The sequence below is a fragment of the Nocardia sp. NPDC055029 genome (assembly GCF_053608525.1).
The window spans coordinates 151,281-162,819 of the sequence record NZ_JBSGVQ010000002.1 but is presented as its reverse complement, the minus strand read 5'-3'; the positions used below and the strand labels follow the sequence as shown (position 1 = coordinate 162,819).

Genomic DNA, 11,539 nt, shown 5'->3' with positions numbered 1-11,539 from the left:
ATGGATTTCGAACTCAGCACCGAACAGACCATGCTGCGCGACACGGTGCGCAGCGTCCTGACCCGCCACTACACGCCGGAACGCCGCCGCGAGGTCATCGGCGGTGAACTCGGCTGGGACCCGCAGGTGTGGTCGACCTTCGCCGAGATCGGCCTGCTCGGCCTGACCATCTCGGCCGAAGACGGCGGCATGGGCGCCGGCCCGATCGAGACGATGCTCGTGCTCGAGGAACTCGGCCGCGCCCTGGCACCGGAACCCGTCCTGGACTGCGCACTCCTGCCCGCCGCGATCATCGGCCGGGCCGGTACCGAGACCCAGCGCAAAGAACTCCTGCCCAAGATCGCCGACGGCGAGTTGCGACCGGTCTTCGCTCACGCCGAGCCCGGCACGCGGTGGCCCTCCACGCGCATCGGCACACAGGCGTTGCCGCACGGTGACGGCTGGCAGCTGGCCGGGCGCAAACACCCTGTCGCCTACGGTGACAGCGCCGACCGGCTCATCGTCAGCGCGGCCCTGCCCGGCGGCGGAACCGCACTGTTCCTCGTCGACCCCACCGCACCGGGCGTGACCAGGACCGGGTTCCGCACCCACGACGGCAGGCACGGCGCCGACATCGAATTCGACGGCGCGGCAGCCGAACTGCTCGGCACACCGAAGGACGCAGGCGATCTCATCGCCGACGCGATGATCACCGCGCAGGCGGCACTGGGCGCCGAAGCGGTCGGAGCGATGGCCGAAGCGCTGCGGCTCACCACCGATTACCTCGGCACCCGCAAGCAGTTCGGGGTTGCGCTGCGCAGTTTCCAGACCCTCACCCAGCGCGCCGCCGACATGTACGTCTCGCTGGAGCTGGCACGCAGCATGAGCCTGTACGCGTCGATGTCGCTGGCCGACGGTGTCGCCGATCCCATGGTCGCGTCCCGCGCGAAACTGCGAATCGGGCGCTCGGGCAGGCACATCGGGCAGGAGGCCATCCAGATGCACGGCGGCATCGGCATGACCGCCGAATACCCCGTCGGGCACTACACCGCACGCCTGACCGCCATCGAGCACACCCTCGGTGATTCGAGCGATCACCTGCGCTACCTGGCCGGGCACGTCGCCGACCACCAGCTGGCCGAAATCTGAGGACACTGCTCGACATCGCCGCCGCGGCGATGTCGAGCAGTTCCCCGATCAACCCCGGACCGCGACCGCGTCCACCTCGAACAGCATCCCCGGCAGCGCCAGCGCGGCAACGCCAAGCAGGGTTTGCACCGGCGGCCGCTCACCCCAGATCTCGGCGATCTTCTTCCCGAGGATCGTCAGCTTGTCGAGGTCGTGATCGACGATGAACGTCCGCAGCTGCGCGACATCGCCGTAGTCGAGCCCGGCCGACCGCAACGCGATCCCGAGATTGCCGAACGCCCGATCGACCTGCCCCGCGAAATCCGTGGTCGTCGTGTGCCCGTCGCCGTCGGAGTCGTACTGACCCGCGATCAGCACGAGTTCCCCGGTCACCCTCGCGACGTGGCTGTAGCCGAACCCCGTCGGATCATGCAGCTCGGCCGGATTGATGATCTCCACAGACACGTGTCTCTCCTGTCGTCGCGAACGGTTCGCACTGAGGTGACGACGCAGGGATCGCGAGTGTGACAACACGGTGATCGGAGAAACTTCGCGCGCCCGCGAGTGACGCACCCAGCCAGGCCGCAGGCTCAACGCACGCCGACCGAGGAATCGCACTACACCTGAAGTCCCACAAGCATTTCCGACGATGGCGCCCGTCGCAGGTGCATGGGTAGTGTCACAGCGTGAACGTCTCGGAGCCGGTGAACCGCGAGATCGACAACATCGTCGGCGAGCTGACCCGCCAAGACCCCTTCCGCGTGTGGAGAACCGCCGTCGACAACCACATTGCCGCCGCGGATCCGGAGTTCGTCGTCGCCCTCGCCCGTGCGTCCGCCCCGAAAGTCGATCCCGACCTGGGCCGAGCGTTGCTCGACTCCGCGTTCCGGTCTCTCCTCGGCGCACAGATACCCGGAAAGGTGACCGCCGCACTGCACGTCGTCGCGGTGATGCGGCCGACGAAACGCCGGGTCCGGCACCTCGCGGCCCTGCTCGCCGGACTGCTCGACGCCGACGATGCGGTCACGGCCTTCCTCCAGGCCGGTGCGGCCGGGCCGATCGCGGAGGAACTGCGCGCCTGTCTGCTGCACGAGCTCCTCTTTCGTGGCGTCACCGTGACGGAACTCGACCCCATCGCGCGGTGGACCGCCTCGCCGCACTGGGCACGCCATCCCCTCCGCCCACTTCCGCTGCAGCGCACAGACTTCGAACACGATCTGCCGATTCGCCACTACAGCGGAAACGGGTCGTCGGTTGCCCTGCCGTTCGACACCGATCCGACCCCGGCGCTGAGCAGACATACCCGCATCGCCCTCCCGAGGGCCCGTGAGACAACGACCCCGGAATCGACCGAACAGCTCGAGCAGGCCGTCGCCAACTGGAAAACCCACTCCAACGGCCGCATCGAAGCCCGCACCTTCGCGCTCACCAGCCTTCCCGATCCCGCTACGGCCGCCGCAGTCCTCGAAACCCTCCCCCTCGCCTGCCTGCAGGCCCGTCACCCCGCCGCGACCGACCTGGTGGTCACCCCGACCACCCCCGCCCGGGTCTGGCGAATCCTGTTCGCCGCGGCGGCCAACGGCGGCGCCTACAACAGTGGCGAGGGCGTCGGATACGGCCGGCTCGCCGCCTGGCAATCCCTCGGGGCTCTGTGCGGCGCCACCGACATCGACACCATCGCCGCCATCACCCGCCGCGCGAACGACGCCCGTTGGTTCACCTTCTCCGCCGACACCCCGTGGTTCGAACGAATCGCCTGGGACCTGGGCGTGTTCGCCATCACCCCCGACCCGTCCGTGTCGGTCCTCGCCGCCACCGACACCGACTGACACCGGCATGGCAGCATCGCCGTCATACCGGTGACCGAAGATCAACTCGCCGGTATCGCTCATGCCGCGTACTTCGCGAACAGCTACCACCATGCAGACCAGGACCACGACACCTGGATCGACGTCATTCTCGGCACCTGGGGTGAGAACTCCATGACCGACCATGTCACGTTCGGCTGCCGGGTCGGACCGGTCCAGAACAGCCCCGCCCCCGCCGCGACCCTGGTGGCAGCCTGCCAGGACGGATCTGCGAGCGAGCTCCATGGCGTGGTGCTCTCACGGGAGGACGGTCTCGTCCACCCACGGCTCCCGGAATTCTGGAGCGTCGTCGACTACGTGCTGGCCAACGACCCAACCGTCAACTCCCACCTCTACGGGTAGTGTCCGGTCCGGGCCGGACCCACCATCATGGTCAGCCGAGTGGGCTGTGGCCCAACAGGACCCGGCCGCTGAAGCGAGTCTGCTTTGCCCTCGGGAGCGGGTGGAACTGGCAGCCGTGGATGTCGCGGTAGAGGCGTTCGAGGTCGCATGAGCGCGAGTAGCCCGCACCGCCGGTGGTCTCGATCGCCAGGCGCACCGTGGTGATGAGGGCGTCGGCGGCGACGGTTTTGCGGCTCAGGGTCCGGCCCGCGTACTCGTCGGTGTTGGCGAAACCGAGGTTGTCGGAGTCGGTGAACATGGCGGCGACGAGGTCGGCGGCGGTGGTGTAGGCGTTGAGCATCTCGCCTGCCGACTGCAGCGTGTGCGGTTCGGCACGGCCTGCCAGCAGTCGCGCGGTGAGCTCGACAGCGGAGTCGGCGACACCGAGGTAGGCGGCGAGCACCAGGGGAAGTGCCGCGCCGATCACCACGTTCAGCACCGGCGGCCACACCCCGGCGGGACGAATCAACGACACCGCGGCATCGGGGACGAACACGTCGTCGAGGACCACGGTGTGTGAGCCGCTGGCCCGCAGGCCCAACGTGTCCCAGGTCTTGTCGATGCTTACCCCGGGCGCGGTCATCGGGATCGCGCAGTGCAGCACCTGCTCGCTTTCGCCCTCGAAACGGACGCTGGTGACGAGCACATCGCCCACCTCACAACCGCTGGCAGGCGCTTTGCGGGCACTCACCCGATACCCACCGTCCACGCGCACGGCCGCACCGTTGGAGTCCACCCAGTCCGAAGCGCCGGTGCTCACCAGGATCGCGCCTGCCGCCACCTTCGCGAACACCGCCGAGGCGTCCACGCCGTGGTTGTGCCGCCACACCTGGGCGGCGACGAGATGGGAGTGCATCGCGAACGCGACAGCGGTCGACGGGTCGTGCCTGCCGAGTTCTCGCAGGATCTCTCCCATCTCCTGGTGGCTCGCGCCGCCGCCCCCGAACTCGGTGGGCACGAGCGCGGCGGACAGGCCGCTGGCCCGCAACCGGTCGAATGCGACGACGGAGATCTCGCCGGTGCGGTCCCGCTCGGGCACCTCGGGGCGCAGGGATTCACCGATCTCGCGCGCCAGGGCAACGCGGTCGATGGTGGACGTGGTGTCGGTAAATGTGGAAGTCATGTTTCGAAGGTAGGAACCGCCGCGATAACCAGATAGTCCAGAAAGTGGACTCCCCCGGTCCTGAAAGTGGACCCCGTCGGTGAGGTGACCATGACGACTACGACCGCAGGCTACGGCCAATACTGCCCCATCTCCCGCGCGCTCGACGTGCTCGGCGAACGCTGGTCGCTGCTGATCCTGCGCGACCTCTACCTCGGCACCACCCGCTTCAACGACCTCGCCCGCGGCCTGCCCGGCCTCTCGCGCAGCCTGCTCGCCAAACGGCTGCGCCAGTTCGAACGCGCCGGGCTGATCGAGAAGATCGGCACCGAACACCTGCTCACCGATGCGGGCACCCAACTCCAACCGATCCTGTTCGGACTCGGCGAATGGGGCGCACGCTGGACCTTCGGCGCACCCCGCGACGAAGAGCTCGACGCGGCACTGCTCGTCTGGTGGATGCACACCCGCGTCGACACCGCGAGCCTTCCCGGCAGACGGAACGTCCTGCAGGTCCGGTTCACCGACGACGTGCGGCGATTCTGGATCGTCGTCGAAGGCGCAACGCCCTCGGTGTGCGAAACCGATCCCGGCTACCCGGTCGACGTCACCATCGTCGCGGACGTGGCAACGCTCTACGAAGTGTGGCTGGGCCGGATGCCCCTGAGCCATGCCCAGCGCACCGGCCAGGTGGTGTTCACCGGCCCACCCGCGCTCACCCGCAGGATGTCCACCGTCCTGCGACTGAGCCCCGTCGCCGGATACGTCCGCGAATCGGCCATGGCCGAGGACGCGACCGCCCGTGCGTCCTGACTCGCTCAGGAACTCGCATCGCCCGGCCGATCGGCGATCTCCATCGCCCACGCGTACAGCCCTGCCGGATCGCCGAGGGTTTCCCGCACCGCCGGACTGACCAACGTGCCGATCCCCGCGCTCAGCAGATCGTAAAGGCCCAGGTGCACCCACTCCCACAGCATGCTGTCGATGTTGTAGGCGAGCATGGCCCGCTCGACCCGGCCGCGAATCTCGTCGACTTCCGCGGGCGACACCCCCGCGCGGCGCAGCCGATCCAGCGTGGCGCGGACATCGTCGGGATCGAAGGAGGTATCGAGGAACGGTTCGAGCAGGTCAGCCCAGACATCAGGCCTTCGCCGCACCGGAATACCGTGACGGGTGGCGAAGTCATCGAGCTCGGAGCGCTGTGCGGCGAGGACGAACAGTGTCTCGCCGCGCACGGTACGCACCTCCGGCGGCGTCGCCCGCGGATCGACATCACGGATCTCCGCGAGGCCGATCGCCCCACTCGTGTAGACCGTCGCGCCGGGGAACTCATAGCTCGCGAAACGGATCTCCGTGTCGGCGAAGACGGCGTCCATCGGTCCATGATGGCGGTCCAGAGACACATGCCACGGCCCGATGATCCACCAAATGAGAAAACGTGGCAGTTATCACTACCGGGCCCGCCATGTTGGCAACGGCCGTAATCAAAACGTTAGGGTTTCGTCATGGTACGTCACGGAGCAGCGCACACCGACACGGACGTGCCGAATGTTCCTCTCCCCCAGCAACATCCGGCACATCTCGAACTCGTCGGCGATTCCACCAACGTCGCCGAAACGCCGTCAGGCCAAGTCGATGACCATTTTCCGCGACTCGGTGACACCAGTTTCCTCACCACCGCGGCCCGGCACCGGCTCGCCGCCTACATCCACACCAAGCTCGCCGAGCTGGCGGAGATGCCGTGATCGCGTCCCGATGACCTAGGCTCGAACGCCAGGAGCATCGGCGACAGACTGATTCGCGCGAGGAGTGGCGACGTGAGCGGCAGCGACGCAGCGGTCGTCCTTCCCGAACAGGTACGGACCGAACTGCGCCGCGGCGTGCGCAGCGTCCTCGTCGACACCGCCGCCCTGCGCCTGGTCCGCGAACGATTCGACGACGTCCAGGCCGTTTCCCTACGCCGCTACCTCGAAGCCTCCCAGTCGGCGAACACCCTGCGGGCCTACCGCACCGACTGGATAGCCTGGGCGGGCTGGTGCGCGGCCGAGCAACGCCAGGCGCTGCCCGCCGACCCACTCGACGTCGCCGTGTATCTCGCCGCGGCCGCCGATGCCCGCCGCGACAGCGGCGCCTGGGCATTCAGCCCCGCGACGCTGGACCGCAAGTCCGCCGCCATCGCCGCAGTCCACGCCGCCAACGGACTCCCCTCGCCGACGCGTTCTGATGTCGTCCGGCTCACGCTGCGCGGCATCCGGCGCACCCGGCGCACCCCGCCGACCCGCAAACGGCCGGTCCTGCTGCACACCCTCGATCAACTGCTCGCCGAACTTCCCGAACCCGGCTGGCCCACCGAACCAGCCCGTCGTCGCGATGCTCTCGCACTCCTGGTCGGATTCGCCGGCGCGCTGCGGCGCAGCGAGCTCGCGGGCCTGCGAATCAGTGACGTCCACGTACGCACCGATCACACCACCGGCGAGCCACTGCTCGTCGTACACCTGCCGACCACGAAGACCGACCCCACCGGCGTCGCCGAACAGCGCATCGCCCTGCCCCGCGGCAAACACCCCCGGACCTGCCCGATCTGCGCGTTCGCCGATTGGGTCCGGCTACTGGAGGTCCACGCCGACGCGGGCGATCCCGGCACACGGTCGTGGGCGGCCGAACACCCCGTGCCCGACACGACGATCCATCGCTGCCACGGCTTCACCGGCACACCGCTCAGCACGGACACCGAACGCCCGCTGTTCCCCACCATCAACCGGCACGGTTCCATCGGCGCAGCCCCGCTGTCCGGGCGAGCGGTGGCCGAGCTGGTCAAACGCTATGCCGCTCGGGCAGGCCTCGACCCCGACCTGTTCTCCGGCCACTCGCTGCGGGCAGGCTTCGCCACCCAAGCCGCACTCGGTGGCGCCAGCGACCGCGAGATCATGCGCCAGGGCCGCTGGGCGAACCCGCGCACGGTGCACGGCTACATCCGCACCGCGAACCCGCTCGAGGACAATGCCGTCACCAAGCTCGGTTTGTGACGATCAGCTGATCCGGTCCAGCCGGAAGATGCGGAACTCGCGGCCGCCGGAGAGTTCGAACTCCATCTCGTAGCCGGGCCAGAACTCCACGACCTGATCCCAGACGCGCTTTCGCTCGACGCCGGTGATCTCCGTGACCGTCACCGCGAACGACGAACTGCTGTTATAGCGAACCGAGGCGGTGCGTGCCGCGCGCAGGTTCGCCGACCACGCCGGATGTTGCGGCTTGCCCCAGTTCGAGCCGACGAGATAGAAGCCGTCACCGTCCGGGACGCACAGCAGTGACGTGGTCCGTGGCTGACCCGACTTGCGACCGACCACGGTGACCTCGATCGACGGGAGGCCGGCCAGGTCGAGAACTCCCCACCGGCCGCCGCTGAGCCTGCGCAGCAGTCGTTCGGCCGGTAAGACGACGCCAGAGCCACGCATCACCCAGGGCTGTGTGGCGAACTCGCGTGCGAGGGCAGGTAAGGGATTCCACGCCATCCTCGAATCCTGGCTCGAGGGAAACGGATCCATCGACTCAGGACGGTCCCCTGAGAGGCAACTCACTCGACTTCCCGGAGTGCCGTCGCGACATGCGGAGACTGCCCCTTCCCTCGTCCGTGCTGGTGAGTTGTCGGAAAGTGATGAGACCGTTCCTACCGGTGGTGGTCGTAGGCGGAATGGCGAGGGTATCGCATAAATAGATGCGCATATCTTCGTATGGACATGTTCAAAATTGACCTTCGAGTTGGTTCGCCGCCGCACCGACCTGATTCCCGGAATCCACCTGCCCAATGCCGCACACTGAAACACTCCCCTCCCCTTTCATGCCAGGAGTGAGTGTCATGCCCTCCCCCAGTGGTCGCCGATTCCTTGTCACGGTCGCCTTGGCCGCCGCGGCGCTGCTCCCGGCCAGCCTCTCCCCCGCCCTCGCCCGACCTCCCGCACCCGCTCAGCTGGCACCCCTCGGACCCGAATTCCTCTGGGGCGTGGCGGCTTCCGGATTCCAAGCCGAAGGCGATGCGCCGGACAGCAATTGGCGCCGGTACGCCGAGTCGGGCGCCACCCACGACCCGTACCTGAATTCGGTCGACTTCCGCACGCGCTACCGATCCGACATCGCCCTCGCCGCGGATCTCGGTGTGCGCGTGTACCGCATCGGCATCGAGTGGGCCCGCGTGCAACCGCAACCCGGCGTCTGGGACGAGAGCGCACTCGCCTTCTACGACGATGTCGTACAGGCGATCACCGACGCGGGCATGCGACCCATGCTGACCCTCGACCACTGGGTGTACCCGGGCTGGGCCGCTGACCGGGGTGGCTGGCGCGATCCCGAGATCGTGACGAACTGGCTGGCCAATGCCCGGCGCGTTGTCGACCGCTTCGCCGGCGTCGACCCGCTCTGGGTGACCTTCAACGAGCCGACGTTCTACCTGGTCAACGAACTGCGCCGGGGCGGTATCGGCGCGACCGACGCGCTCACCATGGGCGAGCGAATCACGCAGGCGCACAACAGCATCTACGACCACATCCATGCCGTACAGCCCGCCGCCCAGGTCACCAGCAATGTCGCCTACATCCCCGCCGCCGACGATGCGGTCAGCGGCCCACTGCTCGACCGGATCTCGGCCCGCCTGGACTACATCGGCATCGATTACTACTACGGCCTGTCCCCCACCCAGCTCGCCGTCCCCGATTTCGACCGGCTCTGGACGATCCCACTGCAGGCCGAAGGCATCTACTACGCACTCGACCACTACGCGCGCCGCTTTCCCGGCAAGCCCCTCTACATCGTCGAGAACGGCATCCCCACCGAGAACGGGCTGCCACGCACAGACGGCTACACCCGCGCCGATTCGCTGCGCGACACCGTCTACTGGTTGCAGCGCGCCGTCGCCGACGGCATCCCGCTGATGGGCTACAACTACTGGAGCCTCACCGACAACTACGAATGGGGTTCCTACACACCACGTTTCGGCCTCTACACCGTCGACGTGCTGACCGATCCCACCCTCACCCGCAAGCCGACCGACGCCGTGGCGGCCTACCGGGCGATCACCGCGCTGGGCGGTGTCCCCGCCGACTATCGACCGACCCGCGGGCCCGTGCCGTGCTCCCTGGTCGACGCGCTGACGAGCTGCACCGATCCCGTGTCGGTCCCGCGGTAGCGGTTTCGGGACCCGCCGGGTGCTCTACACTCGGGCGGGTGTCGAGCGCAACGTCACGCCCCTCCAGCGCCGTGAGCGGCAGACAAGCCCGATGGCAGCCGCACAACGACAGCCGCCGGGAGCGGATCGTGCTGTCGGCGGTCGAGTTGATCGAGCAGGCGCCCGCCGGCGTCGAGGTCCCGATCGTGCAGATCGCCGAGAACGCCGGCCTCGCGAAATCCGTGGTCTACCGGCAGTTCGCCGGTCGTGACGAGCTGGATCGCCGGATCAGGAGCGAGATCGCCGACCGGTTCGTCGCCGACATCGAAGACGCCCTCGATATCGGCGACGGGTCCATCCACGAAATTCTCGTGCGCACGGTCGGCGGCGTGGTCACCTGGATCGAGGAACATCCGCGGCTGCACGAGTTCCTGCGCACCGGCCCGTCGGAGACCGATCCCGATGTCGATGCGATGAGCGCGCTGATCGGGACCATCGCTGCGTCCACCAGGGCGCTGGTCACCGGTCTCGCCGGTGTCGTCGGCGTGACCGACGACAGCTCGGCCGACACCATGACCTTCGCCATCGTGTCGATGACCGAAGCCACCGTCACCCGCTGGGCCAACGACCCGAACCCAGTGCTGACCAGGGAGCAACTGATCGAGGAGGTCGCCTCCTACGCGTGGCACGTCGTCGACGGCGTCGCCCGCAGGCACGGCCTCACCCTCGATCCCGATCAGCAGCTCGTCGAGATCATTTCCCAGCTGGCCGCCGGTGACGTCGGCTGAGCCACCGCCACCGACCGACATTCACGCGATCCGGCGTGTACCGCGCTCGGGCTCGCTGCGATACCGCGAGGCCGGGCCGTCGACGCCGAGTGCCCGCCACATCCGGCGCGCGGTCGGGTTCATCAGGCCCAGGTCGTCGGCCAGTTTGCGCATGTCGCCGAAGTAGCCGGACAGGATCTTCTGGGAGTGCTCGGACTTCCAGAACGCCTGCTCGATCACCTCGTGCGGAATGTCGAATTCACGCTCGAACGACCGCGGCGGCGCCATGATCTCGCCGGCCAGCCAGCGCATGGCGATCGGGAACGCCACCGAACACGCGCCACGGTTGAACTTGCCCATCCGCCCGATGTGCGCGGCGAGGAATTCGCCGGCGAAGGAGATGTGGCGCGCTTCCTCGGCGATGTGGATCTCCATGGTGCGCAACACCATCGGCGGCATCGACGCGCCCTCGCGGATCACAGCTTTCTGGTAATGGTCGATCGGTTCCTCGCCGCCGAGGATGCCGATGAACAGGATCGTGTGGGCGTAGCCGCCTGCGACACCGATCAGCGGGGAGAGCGCCTTGAACAGCGGCCGCATGCCCGGCACGTCGATGCCGATGCGGTTGACCAGTTCCTGGAACATCTGGATGTGGTTGCACTCTTCGGTCATCTCGTGCAAGCAGTACCGGAACTCGGGCGAGCCGTTGGGCAGCTTCATGATGTACTGCATCATTCCGCGGATCAGGATGCTCTCGAAGGCAGCGCCGACCTTGATGACATTGGCGGTGCGCCACTTGCCGATCGCGATCTGCTTGTCGAGCGGCTGGTCGCGGTACCACTGGGTCGCGCCCAGCGGATCGACCTCGGGCGAGAGCACCCAGCGCACATCGTTCGGGTCAAGGGCGAGCTCCGGCGAATCCCAGTCGATATCGAGGTAGGGATCGAAATGCCGGTCGACGGACCCCTGTGAAAGGGTCGCCAGCGCATCTCGGTACTCCTCGGTGATGAGTCCGCCACGGCTCGATTCGGTCAGCGTCATCGGTGCCTCCTCGGTTCGCGTCCGGCGCAGGCACTGTAAGCACCATCACACCGGCTGCCCCGAGAATAACTGAGACTTCCAGTCCCACACAACCCACCGCGCCGACTTGTGACCG

Annotated in this window: 13 protein-coding genes; 8 read left to right on the top strand and 5 right to left on the bottom strand. The window is 67.8% G+C overall.

Annotation, left to right across the window (positions count from 1 at the left end):
* The gene (locus ACWF9G_RS02635) at positions 1-1,128 is read left to right on the top strand and encodes an acyl-CoA dehydrogenase family protein (protein WP_452513145.1); all 1,128 of its coding nucleotides are present in this window, start codon (positions 1-3) and stop codon (positions 1,126-1,128) included.
* A gap of 48 nt (positions 1,129-1,176) precedes the next feature.
* On the opposite strand, the gene ACWF9G_RS02630 is transcribed toward ACWF9G_RS02635, so the two are convergent.
* Positions 1,177-1,572: a RidA family protein gene (locus ACWF9G_RS02630; protein ID WP_452513143.1), complete on the bottom strand. Its 396-nt coding sequence runs from the start codon at positions 1,570-1,572 to the stop codon at positions 1,177-1,179.
* A gap of 221 nt (positions 1,573-1,793) precedes the next feature.
* On the opposite strand from ACWF9G_RS02630, the gene ACWF9G_RS02625 reads away from it, so the two are divergent.
* Together ACWF9G_RS02625 and ACWF9G_RS02620 are read left to right on the top strand one after the other, a co-directional pair.
* Positions 1,794-2,936, top strand: coding sequence for a DUF6183 family protein (locus ACWF9G_RS02625; protein ID WP_452513141.1), 1,143 nt, complete (start codon positions 1,794-1,796; stop codon positions 2,934-2,936).
* 30 nt (positions 2,937-2,966) lie between these two features.
* Entirely contained in the window at positions 2,967-3,317 is a 351-nt protein-coding gene (locus ACWF9G_RS02620) for a hypothetical protein (RefSeq protein WP_452513139.1), read from the top strand.
* 31 nt (positions 3,318-3,348) lie between these two features.
* Here ACWF9G_RS02620 and ACWF9G_RS02615 read toward each other — a convergent pair whose 3' ends face one another.
* Positions 3,349-4,479 carry an acyl-CoA dehydrogenase family protein gene (locus tag ACWF9G_RS02615; RefSeq protein ID WP_452513138.1) on the bottom strand — a complete coding sequence of 377 codons (1,131 nt, stop codon included), beginning with the start codon at positions 4,477-4,479 and terminating at the stop codon, positions 3,349-3,351.
* Positions 4,480-4,569: 90 nt separating this feature from the next.
* Here ACWF9G_RS02615 and ACWF9G_RS02610 point away from each other — a divergent pair, with 90 nt between their 5' ends.
* The gene (locus tag ACWF9G_RS02610; protein ID WP_379305830.1) at positions 4,570-5,271 is read left to right on the top strand and encodes a winged helix-turn-helix transcriptional regulator; all 702 of its coding nucleotides are present in this window, start codon (positions 4,570-4,572) and stop codon (positions 5,269-5,271) included.
* Between the two features lie 5 nt (positions 5,272-5,276).
* On the opposite strand, the gene ACWF9G_RS02605 is transcribed toward ACWF9G_RS02610, so the two are convergent.
* Positions 5,277-5,834, bottom strand: coding sequence for a hypothetical protein (locus tag ACWF9G_RS02605; protein WP_452513135.1), 558 nt, complete (start codon positions 5,832-5,834; stop codon positions 5,277-5,279).
* 165 nt (positions 5,835-5,999) lie between these two features.
* On the opposite strand from ACWF9G_RS02605, the gene ACWF9G_RS02600 reads away from it, so the two are divergent.
* On the top strand, positions 6,000-6,203 hold the full coding sequence (locus ACWF9G_RS02600) for a hypothetical protein (RefSeq protein WP_379305827.1): 204 nt from the start codon (positions 6,000-6,002) through the stop codon (positions 6,201-6,203).
* A 72-nt stretch (positions 6,204-6,275) separates the two neighbouring features.
* Entirely contained in the window at positions 6,276-7,484 is a 1,209-nt protein-coding gene (locus ACWF9G_RS02595) for a site-specific integrase (protein ID WP_452513133.1), read from the top strand.
* Between the two features lie 3 nt (positions 7,485-7,487).
* On the opposite strand, the gene ACWF9G_RS02590 is transcribed toward ACWF9G_RS02595, so the two are convergent.
* The gene (locus ACWF9G_RS02590) at positions 7,488-7,970 is read right to left on the bottom strand and encodes a nitroreductase family deazaflavin-dependent oxidoreductase (protein WP_452513131.1); all 483 of its coding nucleotides are present in this window, start codon (positions 7,968-7,970) and stop codon (positions 7,488-7,490) included.
* A 344-nt stretch (positions 7,971-8,314) separates the two neighbouring features.
* Here ACWF9G_RS02590 and ACWF9G_RS02585 point away from each other — a divergent pair, with 344 nt between their 5' ends.
* Entirely contained in the window at positions 8,315-9,637 is a 1,323-nt protein-coding gene (locus ACWF9G_RS02585) for a family 1 glycosylhydrolase (RefSeq protein WP_452513129.1), read from the top strand.
* Between the two features lie 38 nt (positions 9,638-9,675).
* A complete protein-coding gene (locus tag ACWF9G_RS02580; protein WP_379305819.1) occupies positions 9,676-10,404 on the top strand; it encodes a TetR/AcrR family transcriptional regulator in 729 nt (242 codons plus the stop codon).
* Between the two features lie 21 nt (positions 10,405-10,425).
* On the opposite strand, the gene ACWF9G_RS02575 is transcribed toward ACWF9G_RS02580, so the two are convergent.
* Positions 10,426-11,424 (bottom strand): AurF N-oxygenase family protein, encoded by a 999-nt coding sequence (locus ACWF9G_RS02575; protein ID WP_379305817.1) that lies wholly within the window; start codon positions 11,422-11,424, stop codon positions 10,426-10,428.
* Positions 11,425-11,539: the final 115 nt, after the last annotated feature.

Bases quoted from the DNA above. Each gene is read 5' to 3' on its own strand.
- ACWF9G_RS02635 (WP_452513145.1), top strand. From the start codon at position 1: ATGGATTTCGAACTCAGCACCGAACAGACCATGCTGCGCGACACGGTG.
- ACWF9G_RS02615 (WP_452513138.1), bottom strand. From the start codon at position 4,479: ATGACTTCCACATTTACCGACACCACGTCCACCATCGACCGCGTTGCC.
- ACWF9G_RS02610 (WP_379305830.1), top strand. From the start codon at position 4,570: ATGACGACTACGACCGCAGGCTACGGCCAATACTGCCCCATCTCCCGC.
- ACWF9G_RS02605 (WP_452513135.1), bottom strand. From the start codon at position 5,834: ATGGACGCCGTCTTCGCCGACACGGAGATCCGTTTCGCGAGCTATGAG.
- ACWF9G_RS02590 (WP_452513131.1), bottom strand. From the start codon at position 7,970: ATGGCGTGGAATCCCTTACCTGCCCTCGCACGCGAGTTCGCCACACAG.
- ACWF9G_RS02585 (WP_452513129.1), top strand. From the start codon at position 8,315: ATGCCCTCCCCCAGTGGTCGCCGATTCCTTGTCACGGTCGCCTTGGCC.
- ACWF9G_RS02575 (WP_379305817.1), bottom strand. From the start codon at position 11,424: ATGACGCTGACCGAATCGAGCCGTGGCGGACTCATCACCGAGGAGTAC.